This is a genomic window from Variovorax sp. GW821-FHT09D05 (assembly GCF_059416325.1).
This window is the reverse complement of the sequence record NZ_JBWKOZ010000002.1, coordinates 212,846-231,974: the sequence shown is the minus strand read 5'-3', so window position 1 is coordinate 231,974 and position 19,129 is coordinate 212,846. Positions and strand designations below refer to the sequence as shown.

At 67.6% G+C, this 19,129-nt stretch carries 16 protein-coding genes; 4 read left to right on the top strand and 12 right to left on the bottom strand.

Annotation, left to right across the window (positions count from 1 at the left end; translation table 11 throughout):
• Positions 1-65 precede the first annotated feature (65 nt).
• The 7 genes from AC07O3_RS05665 to AC07O3_RS05635 all read right to left on the bottom strand — a co-directional run bounded on the left by AC07O3_RS05665 (position 66) and on the right by AC07O3_RS05635 (position 7,014).
• Complete coding sequence (locus AC07O3_RS05665) at positions 66-1,076, bottom strand: Bug family tripartite tricarboxylate transporter substrate binding protein (protein ID WP_176928987.1); 1,011 nt, start codon at positions 1,074-1,076, stop codon at positions 66-68.
• 125 nt (positions 1,077-1,201) lie between these two features.
• On the bottom strand, positions 1,202-2,719 hold the full coding sequence (locus AC07O3_RS05660) for an AMP nucleosidase (protein WP_093058687.1): 1,518 nt from the start codon (positions 2,717-2,719) through the stop codon (positions 1,202-1,204).
• Positions 2,720-2,761: 42 nt separating this feature from the next.
• Positions 2,762-3,310 carry a TIGR00725 family protein gene (locus AC07O3_RS05655; protein ID WP_093058688.1) on the bottom strand — a complete coding sequence of 183 codons (549 nt, stop codon included), beginning with the start codon at positions 3,308-3,310 and terminating at the stop codon, positions 2,762-2,764.
• Entirely contained in the window at positions 3,261-4,082 is an 822-nt protein-coding gene (locus AC07O3_RS05650) for an ABC transporter permease (RefSeq protein WP_093058689.1), read from the bottom strand. The genes AC07O3_RS05655 and AC07O3_RS05650 overlap by 50 nt, the downstream gene beginning before the upstream one ends.
• Positions 4,083-4,092: 10 nt before the next feature.
• The gene (locus AC07O3_RS05645) at positions 4,093-5,181 is read right to left on the bottom strand and encodes an extracellular solute-binding protein (RefSeq protein ID WP_093179806.1); all 1,089 of its coding nucleotides are present in this window, start codon (positions 5,179-5,181) and stop codon (positions 4,093-4,095) included.
• A 22-nt stretch (positions 5,182-5,203) separates the two neighbouring features.
• Complete coding sequence (locus AC07O3_RS05640; RefSeq protein WP_307616917.1) at positions 5,204-6,232, bottom strand: ABC transporter ATP-binding protein; 1,029 nt, start codon at positions 6,230-6,232, stop codon at positions 5,204-5,206.
• Positions 6,229-7,014 (bottom strand): ABC transporter permease, encoded by a 786-nt coding sequence (locus AC07O3_RS05635; protein WP_093058692.1) that lies wholly within the window; start codon positions 7,012-7,014, stop codon positions 6,229-6,231. Before AC07O3_RS05635 ends, AC07O3_RS05640 begins: the two co-directional genes overlap by 4 nt.
• 166 nt (positions 7,015-7,180) lie before the next feature.
• Here AC07O3_RS05635 and AC07O3_RS05630 point away from each other — a divergent pair, with 166 nt between their 5' ends.
• A complete protein-coding gene (locus tag AC07O3_RS05630) occupies positions 7,181-8,095 on the top strand; it encodes a LysR substrate-binding domain-containing protein (protein WP_093179812.1) in 915 nt (304 codons plus the stop codon).
• Positions 8,096-8,123: 28 nt separating this feature from the next.
• Complete coding sequence (locus tag AC07O3_RS05625) at positions 8,124-9,032, top strand: ketopantoate reductase family protein (protein WP_495338793.1); 909 nt, start codon at positions 8,124-8,126, stop codon at positions 9,030-9,032.
• On the opposite strand, the gene gorA is transcribed toward AC07O3_RS05625, so the two are convergent.
• Both gorA and AC07O3_RS05615 read right to left on the bottom strand, forming a co-directional pair.
• On the bottom strand, positions 9,029-10,387 hold the full coding sequence (gene gorA / locus AC07O3_RS05620) for a glutathione-disulfide reductase (RefSeq protein ID WP_495338792.1): 1,359 nt from the start codon (positions 10,385-10,387) through the stop codon (positions 9,029-9,031). The genes AC07O3_RS05625 and gorA overlap by 4 nt on opposite strands.
• 79 nt (positions 10,388-10,466) lie before the next feature.
• Positions 10,467-12,443, bottom strand: a complete 1,977-nt coding sequence (locus AC07O3_RS05615) for a DUF6600 domain-containing protein (protein ID WP_495338791.1) — start codon at positions 12,441-12,443, stop codon at positions 10,467-10,469.
• Between the two features lie 139 nt (positions 12,444-12,582).
• Between AC07O3_RS05615 and AC07O3_RS05610 the strand changes: the two genes are divergently transcribed.
• The gene (locus AC07O3_RS05610) at positions 12,583-14,634 is read left to right on the top strand and encodes a PEP/pyruvate-binding domain-containing protein (RefSeq protein WP_495338790.1); all 2,052 of its coding nucleotides are present in this window, start codon (positions 12,583-12,585) and stop codon (positions 14,632-14,634) included.
• Between the two features lie 48 nt (positions 14,635-14,682).
• Here the strand turns inward: AC07O3_RS05610 and AC07O3_RS05605 are convergent, their stop codons facing one another.
• From AC07O3_RS05605 to AC07O3_RS05595, 3 genes are all read right to left on the bottom strand, one after another.
• Positions 14,683-16,614, bottom strand: a complete 1,932-nt coding sequence (locus tag AC07O3_RS05605) for a TRAP transporter large permease (protein ID WP_495338789.1) — start codon at positions 16,612-16,614, stop codon at positions 14,683-14,685.
• Entirely contained in the window at positions 16,611-17,279 is a 669-nt protein-coding gene (locus AC07O3_RS05600) for a TRAP transporter small permease subunit (protein WP_093058735.1), read from the bottom strand. Before AC07O3_RS05600 ends, AC07O3_RS05605 begins: the two co-directional genes overlap by 4 nt.
• Positions 17,280-17,370: 91 nt before the next feature.
• A complete protein-coding gene (locus AC07O3_RS05595) occupies positions 17,371-18,480 on the bottom strand; it encodes a TRAP transporter substrate-binding protein (RefSeq protein WP_495338788.1) in 1,110 nt (369 codons plus the stop codon).
• A 221-nt stretch (positions 18,481-18,701) separates the two neighbouring features.
• Between AC07O3_RS05595 and AC07O3_RS05590 the strand changes: the two genes are divergently transcribed.
• Positions 18,702-19,115, top strand: a complete 414-nt coding sequence (locus tag AC07O3_RS05590; RefSeq protein WP_354336759.1) for a rhodanese-like domain-containing protein — start codon at positions 18,702-18,704, stop codon at positions 19,113-19,115.
• The last annotated feature ends 14 nt before the right edge of the window (positions 19,116-19,129 follow it).

Genomic DNA, 19,129 nt, shown 5'->3' with positions numbered 1-19,129 from the left:
TGTCCGAAAAACGTGTCAATCCCTTGCCTTCGTGGCCTAGGGAAAACCCGCAGGAGCGGGCGCTCTCAGGCTTTCAGCTTGAGCAGATAGATCAGCGGGCCGGCCATTGCGGTGTCGGTTTCGAGGAAATTCTCGAAATCCTTGCCCTCCATCCAGAAGGGGTCCCAGTTGTTCTGTTTGATGGCTTTTTGCCACACATCGGTGGCGGTGGCGCGCCGCACCACCGTCAGCAGCGCCGCTTTGCGGTACGGCGGCACCTTGCGGCCGGTGAGCACGCCGCGCCAGTTGGCAAGGTCGGCTTCCACGCCCTGCTCGCGCACCGAGGCGATGCCCTGGAACGGCCGCTTGGACGACACGCCGATGGCGCGCAGCTTGCCGCTGGCCAGGCCCTCGCTGAACTCGCTGTAGCCGGAGATGCCGGCTGCGGCCTTGCCGGTTGCCAGCGCCTCGACCACTTCCGCGCCGCCGGGGTGCGCCTGGTAGACCAGCGACTGCGAGGCGTCGGCCACGCGCGCCAGCATGCCTGCGTACATGTGGTCCACGCCGCCGGCCGAGCCGCCCGCGATGACGGTGTTGGCTGCATCGGCGCGCAGCTGTGCGATCAAATCCTTCGGCGTCTTGATGGGCGAATCGGCCTTCACCGCCACCACCTCGTAGTCGCTGGTGAGGCGTGCGATCGGCGCCATGTTGGCCATCGTCACGGCGGGCTTCTGCAGTGCGACCGCGCCGACCATGACCATGCCGCTCATCAGCAGGGTGTCGGGGTCCGCATCGTATTTCTCGACGTACTTCGCCAGGCCGATGGTGCCGCCCTTGCCGCCGATGTTCTCGTACACCACGCTGCCGACCGCGCCTGACGCCAGCATCGCGGCGCCGAGCGCGCGCCCGGTCTGGTCCCAGCCGCCGCCTTCATTGGCGGGAATCACGATGCGCAGCTTGCTGCTCACGGGTGCATCGGCGGCGGAGGCGGTGCGCGGCCACAGTGCGGCATGTCCTGCGCCAGCGGCTGCGGCCGAGGCCGCGATCCATGCAGAGAAGCTGCGGCGGGAGAGGGGAACGGAACGCGACTGGGTCATCTTCTTTCCGGTTGCTGTGGGGTAAACCGGATGATGTCCGCGAAACGGCGCAATCCCGCGCGGTGGCGGGCAGGACAAACCCTGAGGGCCCGACCTCTGTCGGGGCCCTCCAGAAGCCCTTCTTCTTACTGGAACGCCACCTCGGCAAAGCTGCGCAGCTTGCGGCTGTGCAGCCGCGTCGAGCCCTCTTCGCGCAGGATCTCGATGGCCCGCATGCCGATGCGCAGGTGCTGCTCCACGCGCTCGCGGTAGAAGTGGTTGGCCATGCCGGGCAGCTTGATCTCGCCGTGCAGCGGCTTGTCGCTCACGCACAGCAGGGTGCCGTAGGGCACGCGAAACCGGAAGCCGTTGGCCGCGATGGTCGCGCTTTCCATGTCGAGCGCCACCGCGCGGCTCTGGCTGAAGCGGCGCTGCGGCTGGTTGCCGGGCAGCAGTTCCCAGTTGCGGTTGTCGGTGCTGGCCACGGTGCCGGTGCGCATGATCTTCTTCAGGTCGGGGCCCTCGTAGCGCGTGACGTCGGCCACGGCCTTCTCCAGCGCGAGCTGGATTTCCGACAGCGCCGGAATCGGCACCCACAGCGGCAGCTCTTCGTCGAGCACGTGGTCTTCACGCACGTAGGCGTGGGCCAGCACGTAGTCGCCAAGCTGCTGCGTGTTGCGCAGGCCGGCGCAGTGGCCCAGCATCATCCACGCATGCGGGCGCAGCACCGCGACGTGGTCGGTGATGGTCTTGGCATTGGCCGGGCCGACGCCGATGTTGACCATGGTGGTGCCGCTGCAATCCTCGCGCACCAGGTGGTAGGCCGGCATCTGCGGCAGGCGCGGCGGGGCGGTGCCCTGGCTGCCGTCGAGCAGGTGGCCGTAGGTGGCGCTCGAACCTGCAGCAAGCCCGCGCCGGCGCGTGACCACGTTGCCGGGCTCGATGAAGGCGACGTACTCGCTGTTCTCGTCGGCCATGGCCTCGTGGCCCAGGCGCACGAATTCGTCGATGTAGAACTGGTAGTTGGTGAACAGCACGAAGTTCTGGAACCACTCGGGCGCAGTGCCCGAGTAGTGGCGCAGGCGGTGCAGCGAGTAGTCCACCCGCGCGGCCGTGAAGAGCGACAGCGGCTGCGCCTCGCCGTCGCGCGCCTCGTAGGTGCCGTTGGCGATGCCGTCGTCCATCACGCCCAGGTCGGGCAGGTCGAACACGTCGCGCATGAGGGCGCGGCGCTCGGCGCTCATGGTGCCTTCGATGTGGTCGTTCTCGGCAAAGGAGAAGTGGATGGGAATGGGCTGTGTGCTGGTGCCCACCTCGAGCTCGACCTGGTGGTTTTCGAGCAGCAGGCGGAACTGGTCGAGGTAATAGCGCGAGAACAGGTCGGGCCGCGTCAGCGTGGTCTCGTAGCGGCCGGGGCCAGCCACGAAGCCGTAGCTCAGGCCGGCGTTGGCCGGCGGCGTGTGGCGCGAGACGGTGTGCGTGTGCACCCGCACGAAGGGGTAGCAGGCCCGCACCCGGCCCGGCAGCGCCTCGCCGGCAACGAAGCGCAGCATCGATTCGCGCAGATGGGCGAGGCCGCCCTGGTAGATGGCCTTGACCTGTTCGAGTGCGGCGGCGGCATCGGTGAAGCGGGCGGGAGCGACAAAGGTGGGCATGTAGGGCATGACGGCATTGTGCAATGCGGCCGCCGCTTCAGCCGGGGGCAGTCATGCCAGCAGGCAGGCGAGCACTTTCGTGAGCATGTCTTCTACGTCCGTGGCCTGCACCGCGCCGGGCAGCGCCACGTCGCCGTGCATCACGAACACCGGCTTGCCCCACTTGAGCCCCAGCGCCATCTCTGACAGCGTGCCCATGTTGCCGCCGATGGCGACCAGGCACACGCCGCTGCGCGCGACGATGCCGTTGCGCATCTCGCCCATGCCCGTGGGGATGGCCACGCTGAGCCATTCGTTGGCGTTGCGGTCGTCGTCCTCGGGCAGGATGCCCACGACGATGCCGCCGGCCTCCACGGCTCCGCGCGAGGCCGCGGCCATCACGCCGCCGCGCCCGCCGCAGACCACGGACATGCCCGCGCCGGCCAGCGCATGCGCCACCGCGTGGGCGGCCTCGCATTCGGCCGGGCCGCCGTCGCCCGGGCCGATGATGGCCACGGGCTGGCGGTAGCGCTCGGGCCCCCGCTGCTTCTGCGCGAGGCGCGTCAGCGCCTCAGTGACTGGCGCCGACAGCACCACGCTCGCGCCTTCGCGTAAAGACATCGCCCACTCCCATCACGATCACACACACCACCATCAGTACCAGCGACAAGGCCGCCGCCACCGCGAAATCGGAACCGCCGTCGCCCACCTGCGCGAGCAGCATCAGCGGCAGGATGTTCAGCTGCGTACCCACCAGCGCCAGCGCCGTGCCGTAGGTGCCCATCGCGATCGCGGCCACCATGCAGGCGTTCGACAGCACCGAGGGCATCACCTCGGGCACCACCGTGTCCCAGAAGGCACGCGCTTTCGAAGCGCCCAAGGTGCGCGCCGCCTGCGCCGGGCGCAGGTCGAGGTTGGCGAACACCGGGTACAGCGACAGCGCCACGCGCGGGATCAGGTAGTAGGCATAGGCAAAGCCCAGGCCCGACACGCTGTAGATCCAGCTGCCGATGGCGGCCGGGTCACCGCCGAGGCCCGCGAGCAGCTGCGTCACGAAGCCCGCGCGGCCGAAGGCCAGGATGAAGCCGTAGGCAATCACCAGCCCCGAGAAGGCCAGCGGCAAGCCCAGCAAGGTCATCATCCATTGGCGTCGGCCTTCAGGCTGGCGTGCCAGTTCGATGGCGATGCAGGTGCCCACCAGCGCCGAGATCGCGCCCGCCGCGAGGCCGAGGCCCAACGTATTGCGCAGCGCGCCCAGGAACAGCGGGTTGCCGAACAGCCGCCCGAAGGCACTGCCGCCCTCGGCGAAGGCTTCGGGCAGCAGCGCCGCGAGCGGCACCGCGAAGAAAAGCGCCATGAAGGCCCATGCGGGCCAGGCGCCAAAGCGTCGCATCACGGCCTGCTTACTTGCCCAGCGCGGCCTGCGCCCAGAGCTTGTCGACTTCGGCCTTGCGCTCCGAGGCTTTCACCACGTCGAGCGGCTTGATCTGCGGCGCGGCCGGCATCTTGGCCGCCACGTCGGCACTCAGCGGCGTGCCCGGCACAGCCGGACGCACGAAGCCCTGCGCGAACAGCGACTGGCCTGCCTCGCTCATGATGAAGTTGAGCCACAGCTTGCCGGCGTTCGGGTTCGGGCCGTTCTTCACGAGGCTGATGGCGTACGGTGCGGCCACGCTGGCTTCCTTGGGAATCACGACTTCCACCGCGTCGCCCATGCCGTCGACGTGCTTGGCCTTGAGGCCGTCGTTCTCGTAGCTGATCCACACCGGGATCTCGCCCTTCAGGAACTTGGCGTACGGCGTCGTGCCTTCCACGCGCAACACATTGCCGGCCGAATGCAGCTTGCCGAGGTAGTCGGTGCCGGGCTGCACGTTGTCGACGCTGCCGCCGTTGGCGTAGGCCGCTGCAAAGGTCAGCACCTGGCCGATGCCGGTGGAGCGCGGGTCGAGGTAAACCACCGTGCTCTTGAACTCGGGCTTGAGCAGGTCGGCCCAGCCGGTGGGCACGGTCTTCACCAGCTTCTTGTTGACCAGGAAAGCGATGTTGAGCGTGTGGATGGTGAACCAGCGGCCCTCGGCCTCGCGGAACACGGGCGGCAGCTTGTCGAAGTTGACGGGCTTGAAGGGCGCGACCACGTCCTTCTTCGCGGCGTCGACGGCCGAGGCGGCGAAGTAGTAGGCGGTGTCGGCCTGCGGGCGGCGCTTGGTCTTTTCGAGTGCGACCACGGTGGCGGCGGAGCCGATGTCGTTGTAGGTCAGCTCGATCTCGGGGTAGCGCTTCTTGAAGTCGCGGAACAGCGACTTCCAGTTGGCCCATTCGGGGCCGGTGTCGAAGGAGACGCACAGGCCTTCCTTCTGAGCCTCGGCGTACAGCGCCTTCTCGCCTGCGTAGAGCTCGGGGCCGTCGAAGGCGAAGGCGGTGCGTGCCGCGAGGGTGGCCAATGACAGTGCGGGCAGTGCGCCGGCGGCCTGGATCAGATGTCTGCGTTGCATGGTGGCTCCTTGAAGGAAAGGGTCAGTGGTCAAGTAAACGAAGGTGTTCGGGCGCGATGGCGATGGCTTCTGCAGCCGGCGCTGCCGACTCGGCAAGGAATGGCTTGCCCGCACCCGGCACCTCGAAGTCGTAGCGCGTGAGCGCACCCAGGTAGCGCTGCGCGCCGGTGCGGCCCGCGAGGCGGTTCACGGCGTCGGGCGCCGGGTCGGCTCGGATGTGTTCGGGGCGCACCAGCACATGCAGCGCGGTGCCGAAGGGGCGGTGGCCGGTGTCGGCGAAGACTTCGGCAAAGCCCAGGTCCAGCCGGCCCGGGGAGGCCACCTTCGCGGGCAGGATCGTCGAGAGTCCGACGAACTCGGCCACCGCGCGGCTCGCGGGGTTTTCGTAGATCTCGCGCGGCGTGGCGATCTGCAGCAGCCGGCCGTCTTTCAGCATGGCCACGCGGTCGGCCATCACCAGCGCTTCTTCCTGGTCGTGCGTGACCAGCAGCGTGGTGGCGTTGAAGCGTTGCTGTATCGAGCGGATCTGGTCGCGCAGATGGCCGCGCACGCTGGCGTCGAGGGCCGACAGGGGCTCGTCGAGCAGCAGGGCGCGCGGGTCGATGGCCAGCGCGCGGGCAAGGGCCACACGCTGCTGCTGCCCGCCCGAGAGCTGTGCCACGGCGCGCTGCGAGAAGTCGCCCAGCCCCACGATGTCGAGCAGCTCCTGCGCGCGCTTGCGCCGCTCGGCCGTTGCCAGCTTGCGCAGCTTGAGCCCGTAGGCCACGTTGTCGAGCACGCTCAAGTGCGGAAAGAGCGCATAGCTCTGGAACACCATGCCGATGTGGCGCTGGTGCACCGGCGTGCGCGACATGTCTTCGCCGCCGAGCATGATGCGGCCGGTGTGGCCCGTCTCCAGGCCCGCCACCAGCTTGAGCAGCGTCGACTTGCCCGAGCCGCTGGGCCCGATCACCGCCACCAGTTCGCCGGTGCGCACGTCGAGCGACACGTCGTGCAGGCCGTGCGTGCTGCCGGGGTAGTTGTAGCTGACGTTGTCGAACAGAAGACTCATGTGCGCTGCTTTACAAGGGAAGAAGAAAGAAGCGCCGACGCGCTGGCCAGCACAAGAAGGATCACCGTGGCCGCGCAGGCAAAGCCCGTGGCGCCATAGAAGGCCTGCAGCAGCACCACCGGGTAGGTGCGGTTCTGGAAGCTCGTGAGCAGGTTCGACACGCCGAACTCGCCCACCGAAATGGCAGCGACCATCACCAGCCCGCTGATCAGGCTCTGCCTCAGGCTCGGCAGCACGATGCCGGTGAACTGCTGCCAGCCCGAGGCGCCGAGCGTGGCGGCTGCCTGTTCGAGCCGGCCAAGGTCGAGGTGGCGCAGGTCGGTGAGCAGCGTGTTGGTGAGGTAGGGCAGGGTGAGGATCGCGTGCGCCGCGATCAGCAGCGGCATCGAGCCCAGCCAGGGCGCGAGGTCGGTGTTGAACACGATCATGTAGCCGAAGGCCAGAGTGATCGCGGGCACCGCCACCGGCGTGGCGCTCACGATGCGCGCCGCCAGGCTGCCGCCGCGCCGCGCGCCGTGATACAGCGCATAGGCCAGCGGCAGCGCCAGCACGGTGTTGATGGCGCAGGCAGCCATTGCCACCACGAGGCTGCTCACGAAGGCCTTGCGAAAGGAGGTGTCGAGCCAGAGGTCGACATACCACTGCCCCGTGATGCCCGTGGGCAGCAGCGTGTTGGTCCAGTTGCCGCCCACGCTGCCTACCAGCAGCAGGGCGATGGGCAGCAGCAGGTACAGGCCGTAGATGAGCGAGATGCCGCGGATCAAGGTTGTCTCCAATGTCATGGACACCCGGCATACTTTCCGGATGCGCTACTGTCCGCGCCGAGCATGCCGCCGCGTTGCCTCGAATTCTAGGAACCGCATGCGTACTTATGGGTGAAAGTTGGATGACGACACTTGAGCAATCGGAAAGCGTTTTTCATGCAGCTTTCACGAAGCGGAGCCATGCATGAAGCGCGACTGCCCCACCATCCAGGAGCTGCTGGCCTTCGACGCCGTGGCGCGCCACCAGAGCATCACGCTGGCGGCCGGCGCCCTGTGCATCACCGTGAGCGCTGTCAGCAAGCAGATCGCGGGGCTGGAGGCCTTCCTTGGCCGCGAGCTGCTGCAGAAGAACGGGCGTGGCGTGCAACTTACACCGCAGGGGCGCGTGTACTGGCAGAAGATCTCGGGCGGCCTGCGCGCCATAGAAACCGCGACTTTCGAGGCGCGCTCGGGCGACGCGGGCGCCGGGCTGCTCACGCTGGCGAGCGTGCCCACCTTCCTTACCAAGTGGCTGATCCCGCGCCTGCCCGCCTTCAGCCAGAAGAGCCGCCACGTGATGCTGAGCTTCAGCCGTCACCTGGAGCCGAGCGACGGCATTCCGGCGGGCGTGGACGCCGCGATCCGATACGGCCCCGACGGCTGGCCCGGCGTGGTGTCCGAATACATCGCGGGGCGCGAGTTCGTGTTGATCGTGGCGCGCTCGCTGGTCGAGGGGCGGCACCGCATCGCGCAGCCCGCCGACATCGTCGGCCACACGCTGCTGCATCACGAGGGCGCGCCCAGCGCCTGGCGCCAATGGGCCGCGCAGCACGGCGTGCCCGAAGTGCAGATCGTGGCCGGCCCGCGCTTCGCGCAGTATTCGGCGCTGATACAGGCGGCACTCAACGGGTTGGGCATCGGCCTCGTGCCGAAGCTGCTGGTGCAGGAAGAACTCGCCGAAGGCTCGCTGCTGAGCCCCTGCGGCACGCCGGTGAGCGTGAACCAGGGGCACTACCTCTGCTATCGGCCCGACCGGCTCGACCTGCCGGCCTTCGCGGCGTTTCGCGAATGGCTGCTGGACGAAGGTCTGAAATCGCGCGGCGTGGAGACCGAGGCATGATCGCCGCGACAACCAAGGAATCGAACCGATGAAAGTCGCAGTCATGGGTGCCGGCGCAGTCGGCTGCTACTACGGAGCCATGCTGGCGCGCGCCGGGCATGAGGTGGTGCTGGTCGGTCGGCCTTCGCACGTAGAGGCCGTCAACGCCAAGGGGCTCCGGCTGGAGACCAAGGCCTTCGACGAATTCGTGAAGGTGGCTGCGAGCACCGAAGCCGATGCGGTGCAGGGCGCGGACCTCGTGCTGTTCTGCGTGAAGTCGACCGACAGCGAAGCGGCCGCCGCGCAGATAAAGCCGCATCTCGCGCCCGGCGCACTGGTGCTCACCTTGCAGAACGGCGTCGACAACGACGAGCGCGTGCGCTCGGTGCTGCCGGCGAACGAGGTTGCCGCGGCGGTCGTCTACGTGGCGACCGAGATGGCGGGGCCGGGCCACGTGAAGCACCACGGGCGCGGTGAGCTGGTGATCGCGCCCTCGCGCATGAGCGAGCAGGTCGCGCAGCAACTCGTTGCCGCCGGCGTGCCCACGCAGATCTCGGGCAACGTGCGCGGCTCGCTGTGGGCCAAGCTGATCCTCAACTGCGCCTACAACGCGCTCTCGGCCGTCACGCAGCTGCCCTACGGCGTGCTCGCGAAGGGCCCGGGCGTGACCGACCTGATCCGTGACGTGGTGGCCGAGTGCCTCGCGGTTGCGAAGGCCGAAGGCGTCGAAGTGCCAGGCGATACCGACGCCGCCGTGCGCGGCATCGCGCAGAGCATGCCCTCGCAGTATTCGTCGACCGCGCAAGACCTCGCGCGCGGCAAGCTCAGCGAGATCGACCATCTCAACGGGCTGGTCGTACGGCGCGGCGAGGCGCTGGGCGTGCCCACGCCGGCCAACCGCGTGCTGTTCGTGATGGTGAAGCTGCTCGAGGGCAAGCAGCAGGCGGTGCGCGCCTAGCCGGGCATCGGCTCGCGCATCGTCACGAACTCTTCAGCGGCCGTCGGGTGAATGCCCACGGTGCTGTCGAAGATCGCCTTCGTCGCACCCGCACGCATCGCCACCGCAAAGCCCTGCACCACTTCGCCGGCATCCGCGCCCACCATGTGCAGGCCCACCACGCGGTCGCTCGCCTTGTCCACGATCAGCTTCATGAACGTGCGCTCGCTGCGGCCCGACAGCGTGTGGCGCAGCGACTTGAATTCGCTCGAGAACACCGTCACCTCGCCGAACTTCGCACGCGCGTCGAGTTCGCTGTAGCCACAGGTGCCGATGTTCGGGTGCGTGAACACGGCCGTGGGAATGAATTCGTAGTCGAGCCGGCGCTTGCCTTTGCCGAAGAGCTCGTCGACCACCACCATCGCCTCGGCCAGTGCCACCGGCGTGAGCTGCACGCGCGTGGACACGTCGCCCACCGCGTAGATCGACGGCACCGAGCTGCGGTAGTGCCCATCGACTGCGATCGCGCCACGCTCGTCGAGCTTCACGCCCGCTGCTTCGAGGCCGAGCCCCTGCGTGTTGGGCACGCGGCCGGTGGCAAAGAGCACCGTGTCGGCCTCGATCTGCTGGCCGCGCGCCAGCGTGACCGTGAGTCCGTGCGGTCCGCGCGTGACCGAGGCGGCTTCGCAGTTCAGCCGGATGTCGACACCGGCCTTGCCCATCTCGTTCGCCAGGAACTGCCGCACGTCGTCGTCGAAGCCGGTGAGCAGGTGCGCGCGGCGGTGCAGCTGCGTGACCTTGGCGCCCAGCCCGTTGAAGATCGATGCGAATTCGCAGGCGATGTAGCCGCCGCCCACCACCAGCAGGCGCTTGGGAAACGGGTCGAGGTCGAACATCGCGTCGGAGGTCACGATGTGCTCGCGGCCCGGAATGTCGGGCACGAAGGGCGTGCCGCCGGTGGCCACCAGCAGGTGGCGGGCGGTGTGGCGCCGGCCGTCGATTTCCACCGTGTGGGCATCGACCAGCTGCGCCCATCCGGTGACGAGCGTGACGCCCGAGTTCTTCAGCAGTGAGGCATAGATGCCGTTGAGCCGCGTGATCTCTTTTGCGCGCTGCGCCTTCAGGTGCGCCCAGTCGAACTGCGGCGCCCCATGCAGCTTCCAGCCGTAGCCCGCGGCTTCCTCGAAAGACTCGGCATAACCGGCCGCGTAGCTGTAGAGCTTCTTGGGAATGCAGCCCACGTTGACGCAGGTGCCGCCGAGTTCTGCGGCCTCGGCGATGGCGACGCGGGCACCGGTGTGCGCCGCCATGCGAGCGGCGCGAACGCCCCCGCTGCCGCCGCCGATGACGAAGAGATCGAAGTCGAATGTGGGCATGAAAGGCTTGCTCCTTGGCCGCCGACTGTAGCGGCGGGGCGAAGGCAGCGCTTTCAGCGGGGCTTGCGGTGGGGCGTTCTCAGCGCGAGTCCGGCGAGGTCCAGAGCTTGCGCGGATCGTCGCTGCGCTGGCCTTGCGGTTGCGGTTGGGGTGCGATGCCGCGCTGCTGCTGGAGCGCGCGCAGCTGGGCCTCCTGCGCCTGGCGCATTGCGTTCTGCTGAGCCTGCTGTTGGGCCTGCACCTGCTGCTGCGCCTGCGCGGCGCGCAACTGCATTTCCTGTTGCTGGCGGAGCATCTGTTGCTGGGCCAAGGCCTGCTGCTGGGCCGCGCGCTGTTGCTGGAGCTGCATCTGCTGCATTTGCTGTTGTTGAAGCAACTGTTGCTGCTGCTGGGCTTGCGCTTGGGCGGCGCGCTGCTGCATTTCCTGCTGTTGACGCAGCGCCTGTTGCTGCTGGACCTGCAGTTGTTGTTGCTGCTGTTGCTGTTGCCAGCGCTCCTGCTCGCCGCGCTGGCGCCAGTCTTGTTGCGCCCGCCAATCCTGCTGTTGGCGCCATTCCTGTTGCTGACGCCCGCCCTGCTGGCGCTGCCATTCCATCTGCTGTTGTTGCTGCAGTTGCTGCTGTTGTTGAATCTGTGCGGCCTGCGCCGCGCGCTGCTGCATCAACTGCTGCTGTTGCGCCTGCTGGAACTGGACCTGCTGTTGCTGCCGCGCCATCAGCGCCGCCGCCGGCGGCATCACGGCAGCGGGCCGGCCGAAGCCGCCGCCGAAGCCGTTGATGGCGATGCCCGGCGTGGGCGCCACCGGCCCGCGCGAGAAGCGGTCGTCCGGCAGCCGCACCAGGTCGCGCCGCCCGAAGCTGCCGCGGCCGAAGCGGTCGGCGGGCAGCACGGTCACGGCGCCCGGCATCTGCTGGTTGGCATAGAAGTCGTTGCGGGCCTGCCGGTTGTAGATGGCCATGCGGTTCACCTGGTCCACATAGCGCTGGCTCGCGTGGTAGCCAGGGCGCCATTGCTCGCCCGGGGCCAGCGGGAACCAGCCCACGCCGTTGCGGCCGTTGCCGATCTGCACGCCAGCATTGGCACCGCCACCCACGAAGCCCACCAGCGCGGGCGAATACACCGGCCGCCCGTTCGGACGCCCCGGCACCCAGCCCCAGCGCGGACCCACGCGAGCCCAACGGCCGTAGTGGAAGGGCGCGAAGCCCCACGGCGCGGCGTCGACCCAGGTCAGCCCCCAAGGCGCGACATTGACCCACTGGCCGTCGCGGTACGGCGCCCAGTCGGCATCGACGTTGCGCGGGAACCAGACGTCGCCATAGGTGGCGTCGCTTTGCCAGTCGCCGTAGTTGTCGAGCTGCTGGTAGCCGACCACCTCGCGCGACACATAGCGCGCGGAGACCGACTGGTCTTCGAGGCGGTTGCGCTCGACCACCCAGGCTTCAAAACCGCCGGTCTGCTGCGGCGCCCCGCCCACGGCCGAAAGGTCGCGGCCCGACACGGTGAGCTGCTGCCGCGCGCCCAGCGATTGAGATTGGCCGTTGTCGCCGTAGAGCGTGACGCGGCCCGAGGCCACGGCCACCCAGGTGGTGCCGGCGGCTGGATCGGATGCGATGCGGTATTCGCCCGGCTCGTCGATCACCACCGCGAGGTTGCCAGTGTCGACCTCGACGCGCTGGCCCGCCAGCTCGTCGCGCACGCGCAGCTGGAGGTTGCCCTGGTTCGAGGTGATGCGCGCCGTGTCGTCGTCGAGTTCGGAAAACTCCACATGCGTCTGCCCGTCGAGCCGCAGTGCCGCCGAGCCGATGTACAGCTCGGCCCGCGCGTTGCGGTCGGTCCAGAGGCGGTCACCGGTGGTGATGGGGCGGTTGGGCTGCGCGTCGTACCAGCTGTCTTCGCCGGCAGGCGCGAAGCTCACCGTGCCCTGCTGGAAGTTGAGGCGGGCGACGCGGCCCGGCGGGTCTTGCTGCGCGCTGGCCGCGAGGCCGACGCACAGCAGCGCCAGGCCGAGCAGCCATCGGCGCGGGGCGGAAAGCATGGAAATGGCGGGTTGGCTCATGGCGTTGTTCTCTGATCCTCGGGACGATGCGAAAGCGCTGTGTTTGTAACGCGCGAGAATCCGCTGCCGCTGTCACCGCCTGCCCACTGCTTGGTGAAGCGCGCGTGCAATCGGCAACCGGCTGTAAGGAGGGATACCCATGAAAAACCAGAAAAACGCATGCCCCACGAGCGTCGCGCGCTCCCGAAACAATAGCGTGACTGCGCTGTGCCTGGTGGCCGTAGCAACCCTTGCGGCCATTCCCGCGACCGCCATTGCCCAGCTGGCGCGCAAGCCGTCTTACTACCAGCAGCAGAACCAGCCGCAGCCCGAAGGCCCGGCCGCGCAGCTCGTGCCGCGCCCTTCGGTGCCCTCGTCGCTGCCCGCGCTGCGCAGCCAGGGCGACTTCGACCAGATGGCGCGCGTCTATGACGCCGGCACGCCCATGCAGCTCGCGCACGTTCTGTTCGCCATCGACCGGCAGGCCAGGCCGGCGCGCATGTACTACATCGACACGCCGCGCTATCAACTGCACGTGCGCTTCCTGCGCGACACCCGGCTGGTGCCGAGCACCGCCAAGCGCGAGATCGACCGCAACTACCTCGTGCCCGACCGCCGCTTCCTGTTCGGCACGCTGAGCTGGCAGCAGAACATCGGCACCTTCACCTACGAGTTCTGGGAAGGCGACCGGCTCACCGCGCCGCTGCTGCGGCAGGCCGACGCGCAGGTCAAGGCCAGCTTCTTCGCGCCCGTGAAGTTCAAGACCAACTCCACGCTGCACGAGCGCGTGGCGAAGGAAGCCGGCATCGACTCCGTGAGTCAGGAGGCGCTGATCCGCGAGCAGCCTTTTCTGCCGATGAACCTGGGCACCGCCACCGGCCGCGTGCGCATCGTGGATGATGAATCGGGCATCAACGCGCTGCTGCCCGACGACATCGCCGTGTTGCGCCAGGTGCCGATCAGCCTGCCGCCGGTGGCGGGCGTGCTGACCGAGCGGCCCTCGACTGCGCTCTCGCACGTCAACCTGCTGGCCAAGGGCTGGGGCATTCCGAACGCCTATGTGCGCGACGCCGCCACGGTGCTGAAGGCGCACGCGGGCCAATGGGTCGCGTTGAAGGTGGCTGCCTCGGGCTACCAGGTGCGCCGCCTCACGCCTGAAGAGATCGCGGCGCTGCCACCGCGCGCCGTGCGCACAGCGTCCACCGGCGCCACGCCCGGCAGTGCGCGCGCCGTCAAGCCCGACCTGCGCGAAACCCGCCTGCTGCCGCTGGCGTCACTGCGCGCGCGCAACAACGCGCAGTGCGGCACCAAGGCCGCGAACCTCGGTGCCATGCTGGCCGCGCACATTCCGGGCACCTCGGTGCCCGACGGCTTCTGCATTCCGTTCGCGTACTACGACCGCTTCATGCGCGCCAACGGCCTGGCCGAGCGCATCGCGCGCATGCAGCGGCAGCCCGGCTTCGCGAGCGATCCGAAGCTGCGCCAGAAGGCGCTGGCGCAGTTGCGCGACGAGATCGTGCAATGGCCCGTCGATGCCGCCATCGCGGCGGCATGGCGCGCCGCGTGGCAGTCGCAACTCGGCGGTAGTGGCGTGTTCGTGCGCAGCTCGTCCAACTCCGAAGACCTGCCCGGCTTCAGCGGCGCGGGGCTCTACACCACGGTGCCCAACGTCAAGACCGGCGACGCGCTCGAAGTTGCGGTGAAGAAGGTCTGGGCCTCGGTCTTCAACCCCGAAGCCTGGGAAGCCCGCAGCGCCGCGGGTTTCGGCGCAGAGTCGGTGCTGATGGGCGTGTTCGTGCAGACCGCCATCGACTCGACCAACGCCGGCGTGATGATCACGCGCGACCCATTCGACGCGGGGCATCCGCACGTCACCTACATCTCGGCCAAGCGCGGCATCGGCATCCGCGTGGTCGAAGGGCAGCGCGTGGCGGAGCAGGTGATGTATTCGAGCTGGTCGAAGGCGATCCAGGTGCTGAGCCGCTCGGCCGAAGAAACCTCGTTACAGCTCGACAAGGAAGGCGGCGTGAAGGAAGTGCCGGTGGAAGCTGGACGCAACGTGCTGACGGATGAGCTGGTGGTGCGCCTGGCGAACGTGGGCGCTGCGGTGAAGCGAACGTTCAACGCGGTCGATCAGGACATCGAGTGGGCCACCGTGGGCGACCGCATCGTGCTGCTGCAGGCGCGGCCGTATGTGGAGCGGCGGCGCTGAGCCAGCGTCGCGCAGGCTCTGGTCGCCGCCGCCCACCGGCGTCGGCCTTCAACCGTACAGATACTGCGGCAGCCAAAGCGTCAGCCCCGGCCAGATGTACATGAACACCATGCACAGGATCACGATCAGCATGTACGGCATCATCCCCGCGAAGATCTGGTTGATCGTCACGTGCGGTGGCGACACTCCCTTCAGGTAGAAGGCCGACATCGCCACCGGCGGCGAGAGGAATGCCGCCTGCAGGTTCACGAACACCAGCACGCCGAACAGCAACGGGTCGATCTGGAAGTGCGCGAGCAGCGGCAGGAAGATGGGCACGAAGATCACGATGATCTCGGTCCACTCCAGCGGCCAGCCCAGCACGAAGATGATCGCCTGCGACAGCAGCAGAAACTGCAGCGGCGTGAGGTTCATGCCCATCACCCACTCTTCGATGATGCGCTGGCCGCCCAGCAGCGCGAACACCGCCGAGAACAGCGCCGAGCCCACGAACAGCCAGCAGACCATCGAGGTGGTCTTGAGCGTGAGGAACACGGCCTCCTTGGTCTTCTTGAAGTCGAGCGTGCCGGCTTGCCAGGCCATGAGAAAGGCGCCGGCCGCGCCGACCGCGGCCGACTCGGTGGCGGTGGTGATGCCGAACAAGATCACGCCCAGCACCACCAGCGTCAGCGTGGCCAGCGGCATTACCGACGACACCAGCATGCGCAGGATCTCGAATTGCTCCGCGTCCATGCGCCAGTAGTACCAGGAGAGCAGTGCGAGCGTGAAGAGGCTGGCCAGCAGGAAGCCTGTGTAGAAGGCTTCGGGCACTGCGGCGGTCTTCGGTGCATCGACGGCTTCGCCTAGTTGTTGCAGGCCACCTTCCGCAGCAGGCGGCGCTGAAGGGGCTTCGCTGCCGGGTGGTTCTTCGACGCCGCCGGGAGGCTCCTGCAGGCCGCCTTCCGATGCGGACTCTTTCGGCTCGTCGGACGTGGGGGGCTCGGCGAGCCCGGTACCGGAGGCCTCGGGCGATGCAGCAGCGGCCGGGGCTTCGGCCTTCTGTGTCGCCTGTTGCTCCGCGACCGTCGGTGCGTTGTTGTCCTTCTGCGAGTAGATCGTCACGTACCACCACACCGAGCCCAGCGTCGCAACTGCGAGCGCCAGCGGCACCAGCGCATTCAGCAGGCTGCGCAGCAGCAGCCACCAGGTGATGCGCACGCTTTCCGCCGCGCCGCGCATGGCACGCGCGGGCGACACCACGGCCGCGAACAGCGCCGGCAGCATGCGCGGCGAATAGCTCGCCGCAATGTGCGCAACCCACGGCGTGACCGGCGCGCGCTGCTGGTCTGGCGGCAGCTTGGGCGCCACCTTCGGCTGCAGCACGGCCCAGCCGATCACGTAGAGCAGGTAGAGAAATGCGAGGAAGAAGCCCGGGAACATGGCGGCCGCATAGAGCTTGACCACCGACTGCCCGGCCACTGCCGCGTACACGATGATCATCACCGAGGGCGGAATGAGAATGCCGAGCGTGCCGCCGGCGGTGATCACGCCAGCCGCGAGCCGCGTGTCGTAGCCCGCGTTGAGCATCGGCCGCATCGCGATCACGCCCATCAGCACCACCACCGCGCCGACCAGGCCGCTGGCGATGCCCCAGAAGGTGCAGACGATCAGCGTGGTCACCGCGAGAGAGCCGGGTACGCGACGGAATGCGAGCTGCACGCTGTGGAACATCTTGTCCACCAGCGCGCCGCGCTCCATCACGTAGCCCATCAGCACGAACAGCGGTATCGAGAGCAGCGTCTCGTTGGTCATGGCGCCGAAGGCGCGCTGCACCATCAGGTCGAAGACCTTGTTGTCGAGCCAGGGCGAGGCGGGGTCGTAGAAGGCGATGAAGCCGAAGAACATGCCCAGCCCCATCAGCGTGAACGCCGTGGGAAAGCCGAGCATGATCACGACCACGATCAGCCCAAGCATCAGGAGGCCGAGTGCGGGTTCGCTCATGCCGCACCTCCAGTCGTGTCGCTCTTGCGCTGCTGCGCGGCCTGCTCGATGGCCTTGGCCTTGTCGATCACCTCGCGCTTGTCGGCTTCATCGACGTAGCTGCTGCCGGCGAGCTGCTCGCCGACCACGTCCATTTCTTCCGCGTCTTTCAGGCGGGGTGTCCACACGCCGGTCTTCAGGCACAGCGCGCAGCGCACCATCTCCGCGATGCCCTGCAGCAGCAGCACCGCGCCGGCCACGGGAATCACGAACTTGAACGGGTACACCGGGATCGGGTCGGCGTTGAAGGTCTGCTCATGCATTGCCAGCGATTCGCCGAAGTAGGTCCAGCCCGACCATGTGAGCGCCACCACGCCGGGCAGGAAGAAGAGCGCGAACAGCACGAGATCGAGCGCGGCCTGCGTGCGCGGCTTCATGCTGCCGTAGAAGAAGTCGCCGCGCACATGGCCGGCCTGTGAGAGCGTGTAGGCGCCGCCCATCATGAAGAGCGTGCCGTAGAGCATGTTGTTGGCGTCGAAGATCCAGGCGGTGGGCGCGTTGAGCGCATAGCGCTTGAACACCTCGCCGCACACCAGCAGCATCAGCGCCACGATGAGCCACGAGAAGGTCTTGCCCACGACCATGCTGAACCGGTCGACGGTGTGGAGGAAGCGTTGGATGGTCATGAAGGCACGGGAAAACAGCAAAGCACGCATCGGAAAGCCAGCCATCCGGAGCGTTCCGTATGGCCGGCGCGAACTGTCACCGAGAGATTCTTCAGGCCTTCTTTTTACTGAAGTAGTGGTTGTAGGCCATCTTGAAATCGACGCCGTAGTCGTTCTGCCACTGCAGCGCACGCTCTGCGAACACGCGCTGCGACTCCAGCACCTTCTTGAACAGCGGGTTCTCCTCGGCCTTCTTCGTCACGGTCTTGTCCCAGGCCGCGAGCTGCGCGCGCAGCACCGCGTCGGGCGTCTTGTAGAACTTGATGCCGGCCTTCTTCATGTCGGCGTAGTCCTGCGAGTTGCGCTGCACCGCCTTCCAACTCATGTCGGCGCTCGCGGCCTGCACCGCGTAGTCGATGATCGAGCGCAGCTCCTGCGACAGCGCGCTGTACTTGCCCTTGTTGAACAGCACCTCGAACTGCTCGCCCGACTGGTGGAAGCTCTGCAGCATGCAGTTCTTCACCACGTCGGGGAAGCCCAGCGTGCGGTCGCTCGACGCGTTGTTGAACTCGGCCGCGTCGATCAGCCCGCGGTCCAGCGCGGGCACGATCTCGCCGCCGGGCAGCGGGTTCACCGCCGTGCCCATCTCGGTGAACATGTCGACCGCCAGCCCGACGGTGCGGAACTTCAGGCCCTTCATGTCCTCGACCTTGGCCACCGGCTTCTTGAACCAGCCCAGCGGCTGCGTGGGCATCGGGCCGTAGAGGTACGACACCACTTCCATGTTCAGGCTCTTGTAGATCTCGTCGAGCAGCGCCTTGCCGCCGCCGTAGTTGTGCCAGGCCAGCACGGTGTTGGCATCCATGCCGAAGCCCGGGCCCGAGCCCCACAGCGCGAGCGCCGAGTTCTTGCCGTAGTGGTAGGCCACCACGCCATGGCCGCCGTCGAGCGTGCCCTTGTTCACCGCCTCCAGCAGCTGGAAGGCGGGCACCACGGCGCCCGAGGGCAGCACTTCGATCTTGAGGCGCCCGCCAGCCATGTCATTGACCTTCTTGGCGAAGTCGTTGGCGTACTCGTGGAAGATGTCCTTGGCGGGCCAGGTGCTCTGGAAGCGCAAGGATGTGGTCTGGGCCACGCTGACCATCGGCACCGACATGGCGCCTGCGGCCACGGCTGCACCCTTGAGGAGGTTGCGGCGGCGGGGTGATTTGCTGTCTGTCATGTTGTCTCTCTCCAAAACAAGTTCTGATGACGAAGAAACCCTGCCCGCCCCTTGGAGTTATGTTTGGCAGGTCCAAGCCGCATCTTTGGCGCGCAGGAAAACGTGACAAACAGGGTTTTCACGAACTGGTGAAAAATTCCACCATCCGGCGAGGGCATCGGGCAACGTAAAGACGGCCGCTGCCTGGGAAGTAACCCTATTCATTTGAAGGACGCAGAGAAATGACTGAACCAGTTGGGGAAAAAGGCTATGCCGGCGACGTGACGCCCGAGCAGGCCGCGCAGTGGATGGCCGGCGGCGAGGCCGTGCTGGTCGACGTGCGCACCGACGCCGAACGCGAATGGGTCGGCTACGTACCCGGCGCCGTGCCTTTGGCCTGGAAGCAATGGCCGGGCATGGCGATGAACGCCGCCTTCGACGACGGCATTCGCGCCGCGGCCGAAGGTGGCAAGAAAAAGCTGGTGCTGCTGTGCCGCAGCGGCGTGCGCTCCATCTCCGCCGCCAAGCGCGCGACGGAGCTGGGTGTTGAGGCCTACAACATCCTTGAAGGCTTCGAGGGGAACCCGGACGAGCAGGGGCATCGTGGGCAGATTGGCGGCTGGCGCAAGCGTGGGCTGCCTTGGAAGCAGAACTAGGGATTCCTTTTCGG